Source organism: Cereibacter azotoformans (genome assembly GCF_021391315.1).
Lineage (GTDB): Bacteria > Pseudomonadota > Alphaproteobacteria > Rhodobacterales > Rhodobacteraceae > Cereibacter_A > Cereibacter_A azotoformans.
The window spans coordinates 78,585-93,463 of the sequence record NZ_CP090022.1; the positions used below are offsets into that span (position 1 = coordinate 78,585).

Consider the following 14,879-nt stretch of genomic DNA (forward strand, 5'->3'; position numbering starts at 1 on the left):
AGACCGGCAGCCGTCGATTATCGGCACGATTCCTGCAGGCAAGGGCCGGAACGACGAGAAAGGAACCGGCATGTCCTGCCCTGCCTGCCGCTTAGCCCGCCGTGGACTTCTGTCCGGCCTGCCCCTCTGCGTCCTGCTCTGGCAGCTGGGGCTGCACGAGGCGCAGGGCAACGCGGCGCTGGGGCTGGCGCTGTTCGCCGCGGGCGCGTTCCTGTTGCTTCTGTCGCTGATGATGCGCGCCCTCCGCACCGCGCGGCGTCAGCGCCCCTGACGGGCGGAGATCTGCGGGCCTGCATGGCACGGTGGCGGAACCGGCCGGAACGAAAGTGCATCCTCCCCGGTTTCCGCGCAAAGGAGGAGCCATCCGATGAACGAGATCCTGACCATCACCGCCTTCTTCGACCGGCGCGACGACGCGCGGCGTGCTTCTGACCGGCTTGTCGCGGCCGGTGTCCCCGCGGGCCGGGTAGAGCTGGCGTCGGGCCATCTCGACGAGGAGGGTCCGCAGGAAGGCGGCCGCAGCCTCGGCGACCTCGCCCTAGATTACGTGCTTCCGGCACCCGAGCGGGAAACCTATTCCGAAGGCATTGCGCGGGGTGGCACGCTCGTCTGCATCCGCGACCTGCCCCACGACCTGCACGAAACCGCCGTGGCGCTGCTTGAGGAGGAGGGGGCCGTCGATATCGACGAACGCGCCGTGGAATGGAGGCGCGGCGGCGAGGGGCCGGTGCCGCTGGAACTGCGCGGCACGACACGCGATGCGGCCTGGACGGATCCGCATCAGGACACTCTGCCCAAGGCCCCCGAAGAGGGTGCGTCGGTCGGAGCGAACCTCGGGCACGAGGCACGGCCGCAGCCCGCGGAGTCCGGCAGCCGTTCGGGCCGCCGTGTCCGCTCGTGGCTGCATACCGGGCCCTGAGGGCAGGACCGCTGACCCCGTTCGTGCGCTTTGAGCCAAGGCCCGGGCGCTGATACCATGCCGGAGCCGGAGGCCACGGGCCTTGGCCCCGGCAGAGGCCGGACGGCCCCTCTGAACTGGCCCGCGGTTCAGGGAGTGCGAGGGCCGATGCCAATCATCCATTTTGTCAGCAACAGGAACGTCCTGCACGAAAGCTCGGCCACGGGCCGGCTTCTGGGCGAGCGGTTCAACGCCGGGGGCCCCCAGATCTTTCGCGTCGGCACCGCCGACGTCTCGCTTGCCGGCGGCAACCCGAAGGACGATGACAACTGGCGCGTCGGCGCGACGAAGCTCTACGCCGAGACCCTCGACAGCCGTGCGGGGAAGGAAAAGCTCGGCTCCGCGCGCCTCTTCGAGGAGCTGCGCGTCGCGCTGAAGGACGAAGACCGCGACATCGTCATCTATATCCACGGCTTTGCGAACACGTTCGAGGATTCCGTCCGCCGCGCGGCCTCGCTCGAACATCTCTATTCGTCGGCGGGCCAGCAGGTGACGGTCGTCCTCTTCTCCTGGCCGTCGAACGGGCGGGTGCAGCCCGCCTGGGACTATTTCTCGGACCGGGAGGATGCCGAAGCCTCGGGGCTGGCCATGGGGCGGGCGCTGATGCGGCTGGTGGAGTTCCTCACCCGACTCCGGCAGGAGGATCAGCGCGTGGTGCTCGCCGCCCGCCGCGACGGGCAGGTGCCCGCAAAGGACGCGCTTCGGCAATGCACCCGGAGGCTGCACGTCGTGGCCCATTCCATGGGGGCCTGGGCCCTGCGCCATGCGCTGCGCAAGTTCTCGGAACTCAACGGCGGCCGGATCACGCGGGTGGTGGACTGCGTGTTCCTCATGGCGGCGGACGAGGACAACGACGCCCTTCATGTGCCGCTGAAGCTGCAGCCGCTGGACGGGCTGGCCAACCGGATCTTCGTCTATCACGCCGCCAATGACGTGGCGCTGACCATCTCGGACCGGACGAAGGGGATGCCCGACCGGCTTGGGTCGGACGGGCCGCAGAACCTGGACCGTCTGAGCGAGCGCGTCTTTGCCATCGACTGCCGCCAGGTCGCCGAGACCGAGCCGCTGCATGGCCGCCACCAGTATTTCCGCCTGCGCGACGAGGTGATCCGGGATGTGCATGCGACGCTCGCGGACCGTCCACAGGACGGACGCCCCGGGCGCGAGGTGCTGCGCCCGGGGCGCAGCTGGCGCCTCGCCCCCGACAGGCGGTGAACGCGAGGCCCGGTCAGCCGGCCGAGGTCAGCACCGTCGGCCGCACCCGGACGACCGGCTCGGCACGCTCGATATGGGCGGCCATCTCGTTGAGCTGCTGCAGACGCCGCTCATGCTCCGGCGTGGCCGCGAGGCCCAGTGTGTCCAATACCCTCTTCCAGCGGTGCGCCCAGTCGTGGCGACGCAGCGACTGGGCGATGTTCGTCCGCCGGATGCGCTCGACCCGCGCGGGATTGTCCTCAAGCTCGGCCAGAACCTCGCCGATGTCCCGGTCGAGGGGGATCAGCGCGTCGGGCCAGTCAAAGGCATCGTGATATTCCGGGCAGTCGGGCGCGCTGCCCAGAACCAGCGCCCCACCCGCGGCACCCTCGAAATAGCGCGTGGAAAGGGCCCGGTCGCCGTCGGCAAGTTCGCGCACGGCTGACGGATCACCCGGATCCCAGGCAAGGAAGCAATGGCTGTGGCGGATCAGATCGGCATTGTAACGGCGGACCGGGGCCCAGCCATCGCGCATCTCCTGGCCCTTCCACACGTCATAGACATAGACGAGGTCGCGTTCTGCCGCGAGGTCGAGCAGCCGCTCGTGCACCGCCCCATCCCGCCGCCCGATCACCGTGACGTCGATGGCGCGCTTGGGCAAATGCGGGAACGGGGCCGTCAGCATCGTATCCGTCGCCGTCGAAAGCTGGGTGATCGGCGCGCTCGTGTAGCGGGCCAGGGCCTCCATGCTGGAGCCGTTCAGCACGAATACATGATCGAACCGATCGAGGAGCCGCAGCTTGTCCTTCCACCGTTCGAAGGTCGAGGACCAGCTCTCCAGCAGGAAGATCGCCGCGATCCCCGACCGCTCCCGCCAGCGGCGGATCTGGTCAAGCTCCTCGATCTCATAGACGAACTGGCAGGTGTAGAGGGTGAGGTCGAAATCCTGATCGAGACCCGTGGGCTCCATCCGCGGGATGTAGCCCTGGCGGAACGTCCGGTATTTCAGCTCGAGCCGGTCGCGCAAGGACAGCCGCACCGGGCCCGCGCCGGGCCGGTAGAGCCGGTCGCGTGGCGCCAGGACCCGTGCCCCCTCCAGGCGCGAGACAACGTCCGACCACTCCCAGAGCACGCCGCTCCAGGGTCGGGCATCCATGTTGTGCGTTGAGACCAGCAATGTGCTGCGAATGCTCATGCAGACCGTCCTTGAACAATTTTATGCAGGACCGCTTCGGGAACGAGCGCCCGCCAATAAGAAGAAAAAAGATCTCCCTCAGCATGCCTGTTCGATCCGGGCGTGCAAGCAACGAGTGACGCAGCTCAACCGAAGGGAGTCGCTTGTGCCTTATCCGACGCATCATGCTCGCCCTGAGGTGGAGCAGCCGCATGACGAAACAGCATTTTTGCCCGACACCTGCGAGCTGAAGAAACGGCAGCGAATCGCTGCAGCGGGCCGGGATCGGTCACCGCCGCCGCCTGTTCCACATCGCACACTATCTTGACATCACTGAACATGCAGACCGATGATGCGCAGGCCCGCACGGAGTTTTGCCATGTCGAACGACCCGCTCCTCCAGCCCTACCGCCTGAAGCATCTTGTCCTTCGCAACCGCATCCTCATCACCAGCCACGAACCCGCCTACCCCGAGGACGGCATGCCCAAGGACCGTTACCGCGCCTATCACGTCGAACGGGCGCGGGCGGGCGTGGCGCTGACCATGACGGCGGGCTCGGCCAGCGTGTCGCGAGACAGCCCGCCCGTCTTCAACAACATCCTCGCCTGGAAGGACGAGGTCGTGGGCTGGATGAAAAGGCTTTCCGACGAATGCCACGACCACGGCGCGGCGGTGATGATCCAGCTCACCCACCTCGGTCGAAGGACGCGCTGGGACAAGGGCGACTGGCTGCCCGTGGTGGCGCCCAGCCATGAGCGTGAGGCCGCGCACCGCGCCTTTCCCAAGCGGATCGAGGAGTGGGACATTGCCCGCATCATCGGCGACTTCGCCGACGCCGCCGAGCGGATGAAGGAGGCCGGCCTCGACGGCATCGAACTCGAAGCCTACGGTCACCTGCTCGAGCAGTTCTGGTCCCCCTTGACCAACGATCTGGAGGAGCCCTGGGGCGGCAGCCTCGACAACCGCCTCCGCTTCACCTTCGAGGTGCTTCGGGCGATCCGCGAACGGGTGGGGCCGGACTTCATCGTGGGCGTGCGCTACACCGGCGATCAGGATCTGCACGGCGGGATGCGCGCGGCCGAGGGGCTCGAGGTCTCGCGCAAGCTTAAGGAAAGTGGCCTTGTGGACTTTCTCAATGTCGTCAGGGGGCATATCGACACCGATCCCGGCCTCACCGACCTGATCCCGATCCAGGGGATGCGCAGCGCGCCGCACCTCGACTTCGCCGGCGAGATCCGCGCGGCGACGAATTTCCCCACCTTCCACGCCGCCCGGATACCCGACGTGGCCACCGCCCGGCACGCCATTGCCAGCGGCAAGCTCGACATGGTGGGAATGACGCGCGCGCATCTGGCGGATCCGCATCTGGTGCGCAAGATCATCGAAGGCCGCGAGGCGGACATCCGACCCTGCGTCGGCGCCAACTACTGCCTCGACCGGATCTATCAGGGCGGCATGGCGCTCTGCCTGCACAACCCCTCGACCGGGCGCGAGATCGAGCAGCCGCACGAGATTGCGAAGGCCACGGTGAAAAAACGTATCACCATAATCGGCGCAGGCCCTAGCGGGTTGGAGGCCGCGCGCGTGGCGGCCGAACGGGGCCATGAGGTGACCGTGTTCGAGGCAGCGCCCGAACCGGGCGGTCAGGTGCGCCTGACGGCGTTGCAGGACCGGCGGCGCGAGATGATCTCCATCATCGACTGGCGCATGGAGCAATGCGGGAAACTTGGCGTGCACTTCCATTTCAGCACGGTGGTCGACGGCGCCGCGGTGCTGGCGACCGACCCGGAAGAGGTCATCCTGGCCACGGGCGGGCTGCCGCATACCGAGGTTCTGTCGCATGGCAATGATCTGGTCTGCTCGGCCTGGGACATCCTTTCGGGCGATGTGAAGCCGGGGGCGCAGGTCCTGATCTTCGACGACGCGGGCGACCATGCGGGCCTGCAGGCCGCCGATGCCATCGCCGGAACCGGAAGCGCGGTCGAGATCGTCACACCCGACCGCAGCTTTGCGCCGGAAGTGATGGCCATGAACCTCGTGCCCTACGTCCGCAGGCTCCAGACCCGCGATGTGACGTTTACCGTCACCTGGCGCCTGATCGAGGTGCACAGGGAAGGCAACCGGCTGCGGGCGGTGCTCGGCAGCGACTATGGCGGGGTCCGCCGCGAGCGGCTGGTCGATCAGGTCGTCGTGAACCACGGGACACGCCCGCTGGACGAGTTGTATTTCGAGTTGAAGCCGCTGTCGTCCAACCTCGGCGAGGTGGATTACGAGGCCCTCGCCACCTCCAGTCCTCAGGGCGTCAGCCGCAATCCGGCAGGGCGCTTCCGGTTGTTTCGGATCGGCGATGCGGTGTCGGCCCGCAACACCCATGCCGCGATCTACGACGCATTGAGGCTGGCCCGCGATCTCTGACCGCCTGTCGCAGCGGGCCGAGAAGCGTGCAACGGTCTGAGCCTGCTGCGGTCGGGCGCACCCCGTTCTCAGGGTCCGCGCCGTTCAGCCTGCGCGCCGGGGCACACAGTGTCACCCGGCGCCTCGCCGAGCGGGTGTCCGGGACGCGGTTGGTGCCTCGGATCCCGCCATGAGCCGAGGCACCATGTTGCACGGCTGGCTCAGCCCTGCATCCCGCACAGACCGGCGAGGATCTTGTCCGGCGTGGCGGGAAGTTCGCGGACCCGCACGCCGCAGGCATCATGGATCGCGTTGAGCACGGCCGCCCCCGCACCGCAGATCCCCAACTCGCCGATCCCCTTCGCCTGAAGGGTGCCTCCGTAGGCGTCGCGCTCGTGAAGGAAATGCACCTCGATCCTCGGCACATCGGCGTTGGTCGGGATGTGGTAGTTCGCCAGATCGCGGCTGACCACATGGCCGTGGCGGCCGTCATGGACCATCTCCTCCATCAGGGCCATGCCAAGACCAAAGGTCATCCCACCGATGCACTGCGACCGGGCGGTTTTTTCATTCAGGATGCGCCCCGCGGCGAAGACGCCGAGCATGCTGCGCACGCGCACTTCGCCCGTCACCTCGTTCACCGCCACTTCGGCAAAGTGCGCCCCCCAGGTCGAGCTGCGGACGCGCCCCATGGCCTTGCCCGGTTCGAAAAACCCTTCCGCAACGAGCGGCTCGTGGATGAGTTCGGCCAGATCGTGCGAGCGGTTGCCACACGTTGCGCGGCCGTCCTTGAGGGTAAGATCCTCCTCGGCGCAGCCCAGCCGGCTTGCCAGTTGCCGGCGGATCTCTTCGCAGGCGAGGTAGGTGGCCGAACCGTTCGAGGCCGCACCGATCGAACCGCCGGAGCCCGATCCTTCGGGCAGGTCCGTATCCCCGAGCCGGGTGGTCACGCGCTCGGGCGGGATGCCAAGCATCTCGGCGGCGATCTGGGTGAGGATCGTGTAGGTGCCCGTGCCGATGTCGGTCATGCTGCTCTCGATCGTCAGGCCCTCCGCGCTGAGCGCGACTCGGACCCGGGCCTTGTGCAGGAAGTTGACCCGCACGGCGGCGGCCATTCCGCAGCCGATCAGCCACTCGCCCTCGCGCTGCCGGCCGCGCTGACGGCGCGAGGTCCAGCCGAAGCGATCGGCCCCCTCGCGCAGCGCCTCGGCGAGCATATGCGACGAAAAGGGCTTCCCGCTCTCGGGATCGCACTCGGGAATGTTTCTCAATCTCAGCTCGACCGGGTCGATGCCCGCCTTTTCGGCCAGTTCGTCCATGGCGAGTTCCAGCACCGTGACGCCCACCGCCTCGCCCGGCGCCCGGACCGAGCCGGCACAGGTCAGGTTCACCCGCGCGACCTCGTGGCGGATGCTGCGGTGCTCTCCGCGGTAGGTGTAGTGGGTGGCCTGCTGCACCGGCTCGGAGAAGGTCTCTCCCGGCTGATTGGAAACGCGCGCCTCGTGCCCGATCCCCGTCAAGAGCCCGTCCGCGTCCAGCGCAAGGCGCACCCGCTGCTCGGTCTCGGACCTGCGATGGGCGATCTCGAACTCCTGCTGCCGGGTGAGCGGCACCATCACCGGCCGGCCAAGCCGCTCGGCCGCCACCGCCGCCGCAACCGCTTCGGGCGCAATCCCGAGCTTCGAGCCGAAACCGCCACCAATGTAAGGCGACAGCACCCGCACCTTCTCGGGCGCGATCCCGAGGGCATCCGCCAGTTCCTCGGCATTCTGCGACACCATCTGATAGGCGCCGCAGAGCGTCACCCGGTCACCCTCCCACCAGGCTAGGGCCGCGTGAGGCTCCATTGCCGCGGCCGCCATCGAGGGGGTCCGATAGGTGACATCGAGGGACACCGAGGCATCGCGCATCGCCGCATCGAGATCGCCCTGAGATGACTGCTTCTTCTCGGGCAGATCGGAGGGTGCCGATGCGGGATCGAGCTCTGCGGCGGCCGTCTCATAGTCCACACGGACGAGGCGGGCCGCCTCGCGCGCGGCCTCGAAGCTGTCGGCCACGACGAGGGCGATCGGCTGGCCGAAGCAGGCGACATCGGTTACCTCCTGCGGCGGGGCCTTGCGCGCCATCCCCTGGGCGGGATGGCGGACGAGGCGCGGGTCCTGCAGCACCTCGCGCACGCCGCTTACGGCCAAGGCATCGGCCGTGTCGAGGGACGTGACCCGCCCCCGGGCCACGGTCGCGCGGACGAGGATGCCGAAGAGGCAATCGGTGCGCTGTTCGGACCAGAGGCTCGTGGCCTGCTCGGCGGCATAGACCGCGCGGCCCGAGACCTTCAGCGCGCCCTCGGAGCGGTCGATGGGACGGCCGATGATGTCCTGCGCCATGCTGTCCAGACGGTTGCGATCATCCGGCTCGTCAAAGATGAGATGGGCGGTCATGCCGTGCCTCCGGTTGCCTCACGCAGCACGGAGACAAGCGTGCGCCGCGCCAATGGGATCTTGAAATCGTTGTCGCCCTGCCCTTGGGCTCGATGAAGAAGCCGGTCGGCCGCCATGTCAAAAAGGTCGTCGGACGGCCCCTGCCCCACGAGGCAGGCCTCCACATCCGGGTCCCGCCAGGGCCGTGGCGCAAGCCCGCCAAAGGCCAGCCGCGCCCCGGCGACCCGCCCGCCCTCCATCCGCAGGACGGCCGCGATCGACACCAGCGCGAAGGCATAGGAGGCACGATCGCGGATCTTGCGATAGATCTGTTGCTCGCCCGGCGGAGGCGGCAGCACGACCGCGGTAATGAGATCGCCCGGATCGAGGCAGGTCTCGATCTGCGGCGTCTCGCCCGGCAAGCGGTAGAAGTTCCCGATCGGCACATGGCGGCGCCCCCCGCGCGGGGCCTCGATCTCGACCACGGCCTCGAGCGCCGCCATGGCCACGGCCATGTCGCTCGGATGCGTGGCGATGCAATGATCCGACGCTCCGAGGATCGCGTGATTGCGGGTGAAGCCGCCCATGGCCGAACAGCCCGCGCCGGGCGTGCGCTTGTTGCAGGCCATGGCCGTGTCGTGGAAATAGGGGCATCGCGTGCGTTGCAGCAGGTTGCCGGCCGTGGTCGCCATGTTGCGAAGCTGCCCGCTCGCCCCCGCCAGCAGCGCCCGCGACAGGACCGGATAGGACCGCCGCACCCGTTCATCCGCCGCCAGATCGCTGTTGCGCACGGTGGCCCCGATGCGCAGCCCGCCGTCGCGCTCCTGGATGGTGCCCAGATCCAACCTGTTCACATCCACCAGCCGCGCGGGCGCCTCGATCCCCAGCTTCATCAGATCAAGCAGATTGGTGCCGCCGGCCAGGAAGGCCGTGGCCGGTTCCTGCGCCTCGGCCGTGGCTTCCTCGCAGGACGAGGCCCGGAGATAGACGAAATCCCTCATTGCGCCGCCTCGGCCAGACGGGCTTCGGCCACCAGGGCGATGGCATCGACGATGTTGGGATAGCAGGCGCAGCGGCAGAGATTTCCGCTCATCCGTTCGGCGATCTCCTCGCGGGTGGGCGCGGCCTTGCCCTCGAGGCTCTGCGACACCCAGCTCGGCCAGCCCCTCTCGATCTCCTCAAGCATGGCGGTTGCCGAGCAGATCTGGCCCGGCGTGCAGTAGCCGCACTGGAACCCGTCCTGCGACAGAAAGGCCGCCTGCAGGGCCGAGAGCCGGTCCGGCTCGCCCAGGCCCTCGATCGTGACCACCTCGGCGCCCTCGTGCATGCAGAGCAGCGTCAGGCAGGCGTTGATCCTGCGACCGTTCAGGATCACGGTGCAGGCGCCGCACTGGCCGTGATCGCAGCCTTTCTTGGTGCCGGTAAGCCCCAGGTCGTGCCTCAGGGCGTCGAGCAGCGTCACGCGCGCTCCGGCCTCGATCTCGCGGCGTTCGCCATTGATCGTGAGCGTGGTCTTCATGCGGGCCCTCCGGCTGGCTGTCCAGCCGGGCCAACAGACAAGGGCGCCCGAGGTTCCGCAGCCGGAGCGCCAACGGGTCGCTGTGCGCGGGCCTTCCCTTTCACCGACGGTCCCCGCATCCTGCCGGGGATGAAGGACAGGCGCCAGGACAGACCGCAGGGCATTGCCCGCTCGACCAATCGGGTGGGGCGCGCTTCGGACTGGCTTGGCAGCGCCGCCTTCAACGAGGCGCCGCAGCCCCTTCATATCTGGGGCATCTGCGAGACGAACCGCAGCCTGTTCGCGATGCTCGCGCGCGCGCGCGACCTGCCGGAAGCCGGAGAGGCCTTTCTCGGCTACATGACCGCGGTGTTCGGCATCGACCCCGAACAGCGGGAAGAAGCCAGCGGGCGGCGGCCCTTCCGCTCGTCCTTCCTGAGCCTGATCCAGGGCTGGTCCTTTGACAGCAATGGCCCCGAGGGCGCGGTGCTGAAAGGCTGGGTCGAGAGCCGCTTCGGCCTCGGCCCCACCTTCCACAAGGCGGTGATCGAGCGAGAGGCCGGCACCGCATGGCACGCCTATGTCGAGGAGAAGATGGCCAGCCGGTTCCACGACAACTCGATCTGGAGCCAGCTGGACCTGCTGTTCGAGTTCTGCCAGTGGGCGATCCGACGCTTTGCCTGGCCGGGCAGGTCCCATCTCACGCTCTACCGCGGGGCGAACGACATCGCAGACCGGCGCGCTTCCGTGGTCCGTCTCAACAACCTCGTCTCCTTCTCGTCCGAGCGGAGCGTGGCGGACTGTTTCGGCGATGCGATCCTGACGGCAGAGGTTCCGCTCTGCAAGCTCGTCTGCTTCAGCGGGCTTCTGCCCTCGCGCCTTTTCCGCACCGAGCGGGAGTTTCTGGTCATCGGAGGGGATTATCGGGTGAGTGTGGATTATGTCTGATCATCAGGAGATGGCCAACCGGGCCCTTGCGGCCTATCTGGGGCTTGCGGTCGGGGATGCGCTCGGCGCCACCGTCGAATTCATGACCCGAGGCGAGATTGCGGCGCTGCACGGCACGCACCGCGAGATCACCGGCGGCGGTTGGCTGAAGCTGCGGCCCGGACAGGTGACGGACGATACCGAGATGTCGCTGGCGCTCGGCCGGACATTGCTTCGGCGGCAAGGGCTCGATCCGGCCGGGCTTTGCACCGAATTCGCGGCATGGCTGAAAGGCGGCCCCGTGGATGTGGGCAACACCTGCCGCCGGGGCATCCGCCGGTTCCTGACGGACGGAACGGTCGAGGCGCCCTTCTCCGACGGTGACGCGGGGAACGGTGCGGCCATGCGCGTCCTGCCGGTTGCGCTGGCGACGCTCGGCGCGCCGCAACGGGCCGAGGAATGGACGCTCGCCCAGGCGCGCACCACCCACTGCCACCCGCTCTCGGATGCGGCCTGCCTCGCGCTGGTGCGGATGGTGCATCGGCTGATTGCCGGCGAAGGGCCCGAAGCCGTGCGCCATGAGGCCCTGACGCTCGTCTCGCGCGAGCGTGCCTTCCGGTTCGAACCCTATCCGGGGCAAAGCTCGGCCTATGTCGTCGATACGATGCAGACCGTCCTGCACCATTATCTTGCCTCGGACGGGTTCGAGACCTGCCTTGTCCGCACCGTGAACCAGGGCGGTGACGCCGACACGACCGGGGCGCTGGCCGGAATGCTCGCCGGCGCCACCTGGGGTCTGGAGGCGATCCCGCGGCGCTGGCTGGAGCGGCTCGACCCCGAGGTGGCCGAGACGATCCGGGCGCAGGTGCCCGACCTGCTGGCCCTTGCGCGCGGCTAGCGCCGATCAGCCCGTTGCCCAAGCCGCGCCGCCATGTCGGCCTTGCGCGCGACCAGCTTGTCGGCCAGCGCCGCCGCGCCGCCCTCCTCCGCCACCACCTGACGAATGCGGTCATCGGCCAGGCGCGTCACCACGCGGATCGCGTCCCGGACAGCGCCCTCGGCCATGTCACCGAAAAGCCGCACCGCATGGGGATTGTCGGGATCGTTCCGCAAGCTGTCGAGTTCGCGCACCTTCGGACCGAAGGCCCGCCCCTTGGGGTCGCCCTGCGCCCGAAATTCGAGGGCGCCGCCCAGGTCGAGCGTCAGCACGGTGCCTCCAGCCACTCCCTGATTGTCCCCGTCATGGCCGGCGGCATCCCAGTTGGCCGTCCAGGCGTGAACCCCCAGCCAGTGCTGCGCCGCCCTGCGCTCGGCCTCGGAAAAGCGCGAAAGGCGGCGCTTTTCGAGCGTGACGAACAGGGTGGCCACCTGGGCGGGATCCTGCGTCGGAAGATAGAGAAGCGTCGGCGCACCCGCGAGCCGGTAGAGGCGCGCGGCCAGACGCTCGTTCCGCGCGATGTCGGGGCTCTCGAGACTCTTGACGTAGAAGGACCGGCCCTCATCGTCGCGGTAGATCCCGCCCGGATTGCTGCCCAGCCGGCCCCCGATCCGTTCCATGCGCGAGATGTCGATCACAGGGCCAAGCGGGCTTCCGGCGCGTGGGTCAGATGCGCTCAAGACCGGCTCTCCTCATCCGGTCGCCTCCTCGGGGATCGCTCGTGTCCTTCGCACCAGCGCGAGTTGGGCGGGCGTCTCTATGGCGCCCCGGCGCACGCCGCGCACGTCGCGGATGGCCTGCTCGGGATCGCGGCCAAGCTCGACCAGCAGGCGGGCGGCGATCATCCCCGCCCGGCCCAGCCCGCCCCGGCAATGAACCAGCACATCGCCGCCCGACCGCAGCAGGGCCCGGATGGCCCGCCCCTCGACCTGCCATTGCTCCTCGAACGAGGGCGCGGGCACGGAATAATCGGCAATCGGCAGATGGCGCCACTCCATTCCCCGCCGCCGCACCTCGGCGCCAAGATCCCCCACCCGCAGGGCGAAAAGCTCGGCCGGCTCGACCAGCGTCACCACGAGCCGGGCGCCCCAGTCCGCGATCACATCGAGATCGGCGCCAAGATCTCGCGCCCAGGCACCTGTTGCCGCCGCAACATCCTGCTTGCCAGGGCAGAAGGTGATGCCGATCCGCCCTTGCGAGCAGCCCACGGCCAGCTCGGCGATCTGCAGCGGATGGGTCGCGCTCGTGCGTGGCGTCATCGTTCCTTCCCCAGCCTCGCGCCGGCCGCCGCCTGCGCATCGCGTCAGAGGATCAGGCGAGGGCACCCGTGGCAAGCCGCGCCGACTGCAACGCGCCCGCCACGGTGCGCAGCGCCTCCTTCCTCGCATCCCCGAGCACCGTGGCTTCCGCTCGAAGATGCGAGCGCCCGCTGTCGTCGCACGGGCACCAGCCGCTGTCGTCGGCCAGCCCCGCCGCCCGGGCGATCGCGCCGGCCTCGAGCCTCGGCACGAAGTTCACCACATCCGCGCGGATCGCACCTGCATCGGTTTCAAGCACCCCAGCCCTTGCATCGACCGCACGGACAAGGCCGCCCCGGTCCGCCCCGATCCACGCAACCCGATCGCGCTGCCGGGCGGGCACTGCGGCGGCGAAGGCGCGCGCAAGCCGGTGGTCGGGGGTGCCGTCGAGCACCGTCAGCCGCGCCCCCGGCCGGGACGCGACAAGGCCGGCCAGGGCCAGCGCGCGGGAGACGGCCGCCGTCGGATGGGCCGCCTCGCCCGCAGGCAGCCGCAGGACCACATGACCGCGCTCGGGCAGTGCCTCGAGCCGTGCCATCAACCGGCGCGCCTCGCGCTCGCTGCCCCAGGCGGCCGGCCAGGCATGGCGAGCGGCCGCGTCGAGGCCGGGGATGGCCTCGTCGCGCGCGGCCGTGCCGGGCGCAAGGAGCAGCCGGTCGAAGGCGAGAGTCCGGCCCGAGAAGAGGGTCAGCCGCCCGCCGGACCAGTCGATGCCGGTCACATCGTCGAGAACCAGTTCGACGCCGGCGGCTTTCAGCGCCGCAAGACCCGCGCCCGCGCGCGGGCGCAGGAACGGGGCGCCGGCCCCTCCCTCGCCGCGCGCGAGCCGGGTCGGGTCGCGCTCGACCAGCAGCACCGAGGCGGCCGGGTGAGCCGCCCGCAGGGCGAGGGCGGCCTCCGCCCCGGCGGGGCCGCCGCCGACGATCACGGCACGCGTTCCGGGGCGCAGCGACAGGGCAAGCCCGCCCGTCGCCGCCAGCGAGGCTGCGGCAAGGCCCAGGGTGAAACGGCGGCGGCTGAGGCTCTGCATCTTCGGATCTCCTTGCGGGCGGGCTCCGGTCGGCCGGAGCACCTGGGGTCAGCTTTTCTTTTCCAGCAGTTCGGCCTCGGGATGGATCGGGCGGTAGATCTCGACCCGGTCCCCTTCCTTCACGGTCCGGTCGAGTGGGCAGATCGCGCCGAAAATGCCCACCTTGTTCACCGCAAGGTCGATCTCGGGGAACTGCGCGAGCAGCCCGGAACGCTCGATCGCATCGCGCGCCGTTGCACCCTCGGGCACATCGACATGCTTCCAGACCTGAACCGTCGGCTTGGCATAGGCGACACCGACAATCATTCGTCATCCTCCGCGGCCTGCAGCCTGGGTTTCAGCACACCCGCGGCCGTGAAGACGCGCTCGACGCGCATCTCCTTGATCTCCTGCTCGAGGCTCTTCCCGCGGCTGTCGATGAGCGACTTGAGCGCGAGCAGGATCCCCACGAGGATGAACCCGCCGGGCGGCAGGATCGCCAGCAGGAAGCCCGGATAATCGGGGAAGAGCGTAAGCTCCAGGAAGGCGAACTGCGATCCGAGCAGCACCGAGGCCTGCGCGAACAGCGTGCCGGAGCCCAGGATCTCGCGCAGCGCCCCCACCAGCATCAGCGCCAGCGTGAAGCCCGCGCCCATCGTCAGCCCGTCGAAGGCCGAGACTGCCACCCCCTTGCGCGAGGCGAAGGCCTCGGCTCGGCCCAGGATGGCGCAGTTCGTCACGATCAGCGCGATGAACAGGCCCAGGACCTTGTGCAGGTCATGCACCCAGGCGTTGAGGGCGAGATCCACCACCGTCACGATGCAGGCGATGATGAGGACGAAGACCGGGATCCGTATCTCGGGCGCGATGACGCGGCGCAGCGCCGAGATGGCCACGTTCGACACGATCAGCACGGCGGTGGTGGCAAGCCCCATCCCGAGGCCGTTCGTCGCCGTGCCGGTGATGGCCAGCGCCGGGCAGAGCGCGAGCATCTGTCCGAAGACGATGTTCTTGTCCCAGAGCCCGTCGCGGGCGATCTTGCCGTAGCTGTCGGACATGGCCGTCTCCTCCC

General features: G+C 69.0%; 15 protein-coding genes. 6 read left to right on the forward strand and 9 right to left on the reverse strand.

Annotated elements, in window-relative coordinates; translation table 11 throughout:
• Nucleotides 1-70: 70 nt before the first annotated feature.
• The 3 genes from LV780_RS15450 (at nt 71) to LV780_RS15460 (ending at nt 2,173) form a co-directional block, all read left to right on the forward strand.
• Nucleotides 71-271, forward strand: a complete 201-nt coding sequence (locus LV780_RS15450; protein WP_101341226.1) for a hypothetical protein — start codon at nt 71-73, stop codon at nt 269-271.
• 96 nt (nt 272-367) lie between these two features.
• On the forward strand, nt 368-919 hold the full coding sequence (locus LV780_RS15455) for a hypothetical protein (protein ID WP_108220687.1): 552 nt from the start codon (nt 368-370) through the stop codon (nt 917-919).
• 147 nt (nt 920-1,066) lie between these two features.
• Nucleotides 1,067-2,173 carry an alpha/beta hydrolase gene (locus tag LV780_RS15460; protein ID WP_108220688.1) on the forward strand — a complete coding sequence of 369 codons (1,107 nt, stop codon included), beginning with the start codon at nt 1,067-1,069 and terminating at the stop codon, nt 2,171-2,173.
• A gap of 13 nt (nt 2,174-2,186) precedes the next feature.
• On the opposite strand, the gene LV780_RS15465 is transcribed toward LV780_RS15460, so the two are convergent.
• Entirely contained in the window at nt 2,187-3,347 is a 1,161-nt protein-coding gene (locus LV780_RS15465; RefSeq protein ID WP_108220689.1) for a glycosyltransferase family protein, read from the reverse strand.
• A 358-nt stretch (nt 3,348-3,705) separates the two neighbouring features.
• Between LV780_RS15465 and hpbA the strand changes: the two genes are divergently transcribed.
• The gene (hpbA, locus tag LV780_RS15470) at nt 3,706-5,742 is read left to right on the forward strand and encodes an N-methyl-L-proline N-demethylase HpbA (protein ID WP_108220690.1); all 2,037 of its coding nucleotides are present in this window, start codon (nt 3,706-3,708) and stop codon (nt 5,740-5,742) included.
• A 200-nt stretch (nt 5,743-5,942) separates the two neighbouring features.
• On the opposite strand, the gene LV780_RS15475 is transcribed toward hpbA, so the two are convergent.
• The 3 genes from LV780_RS15475 to LV780_RS15485 are packed head-to-tail and all read right to left on the reverse strand — an operon-like array spanning nt 5,943 to nt 9,657.
• Nucleotides 5,943-8,159 carry a xanthine dehydrogenase family protein molybdopterin-binding subunit gene (locus tag LV780_RS15475; RefSeq protein ID WP_108220691.1) on the reverse strand — a complete coding sequence of 739 codons (2,217 nt, stop codon included), beginning with the start codon at nt 8,157-8,159 and terminating at the stop codon, nt 5,943-5,945.
• Nucleotides 8,156-9,139, reverse strand: a complete 984-nt coding sequence (locus LV780_RS15480) for an FAD binding domain-containing protein (protein WP_108220692.1) — start codon at nt 9,137-9,139, stop codon at nt 8,156-8,158. Before LV780_RS15480 ends, LV780_RS15475 begins: the two co-directional genes overlap by 4 nt.
• Nucleotides 9,136-9,657, reverse strand: coding sequence for a 2Fe-2S iron-sulfur cluster-binding protein (locus tag LV780_RS15485; RefSeq protein ID WP_108220693.1), 522 nt, complete (start codon nt 9,655-9,657; stop codon nt 9,136-9,138). Before LV780_RS15485 ends, LV780_RS15480 begins: the two co-directional genes overlap by 4 nt.
• A gap of 129 nt (nt 9,658-9,786) precedes the next feature.
• Between LV780_RS15485 and LV780_RS15490 the strand changes: the two genes are divergently transcribed.
• Together LV780_RS15490 and draG are read left to right on the forward strand one after the other, a co-directional pair.
• The gene (locus LV780_RS15490) at nt 9,787-10,584 is read left to right on the forward strand and encodes an NAD(+)--dinitrogen-reductase ADP-D-ribosyltransferase (protein WP_108220694.1); all 798 of its coding nucleotides are present in this window, start codon (nt 9,787-9,789) and stop codon (nt 10,582-10,584) included.
• Nucleotides 10,577-11,461, forward strand: coding sequence for an ADP-ribosyl-[dinitrogen reductase] hydrolase (gene draG, locus LV780_RS15495; protein WP_108220695.1), 885 nt, complete (start codon nt 10,577-10,579; stop codon nt 11,459-11,461). The genes LV780_RS15490 and draG overlap by 8 nt, the downstream gene beginning before the upstream one ends.
• Here draG and LV780_RS15500 read toward each other — a convergent pair.
• Genes LV780_RS15500 through LV780_RS15520 form a run of 5 tightly spaced genes read right to left on the reverse strand, consistent with a single transcriptional unit; the run spans nt 11,458 to nt 14,865 of the window.
• Nucleotides 11,458-12,180, reverse strand: coding sequence for a hypothetical protein (locus LV780_RS15500; RefSeq protein ID WP_108220696.1), 723 nt, complete (start codon nt 12,178-12,180; stop codon nt 11,458-11,460). The two genes, draG and LV780_RS15500, sit on opposite strands and share 4 nt — an antisense overlap.
• Nucleotides 12,181-12,192: 12 nt before the next feature.
• Entirely contained in the window at nt 12,193-12,759 is a 567-nt protein-coding gene (locus LV780_RS15505) for a cyclin-dependent kinase inhibitor 3 family protein (RefSeq protein WP_108220697.1), read from the reverse strand.
• A 52-nt stretch (nt 12,760-12,811) separates the two neighbouring features.
• The gene (locus LV780_RS15510; protein WP_108220698.1) at nt 12,812-13,828 is read right to left on the reverse strand and encodes an FAD-dependent oxidoreductase; all 1,017 of its coding nucleotides are present in this window, start codon (nt 13,826-13,828) and stop codon (nt 12,812-12,814) included.
• Nucleotides 13,829-13,876: 48 nt separating this feature from the next.
• On the reverse strand, nt 13,877-14,134 hold the full coding sequence (locus tag LV780_RS15515) for an RnfH family protein (protein ID WP_108220699.1): 258 nt from the start codon (nt 14,132-14,134) through the stop codon (nt 13,877-13,879).
• Entirely contained in the window at nt 14,131-14,865 is a 735-nt protein-coding gene (locus LV780_RS15520; RefSeq protein ID WP_011910140.1) for an electron transport complex subunit E, read from the reverse strand. The genes LV780_RS15515 and LV780_RS15520 overlap by 4 nt, the downstream gene beginning before the upstream one ends.
• Nucleotides 14,866-14,879: the final 14 nt, after the last annotated feature.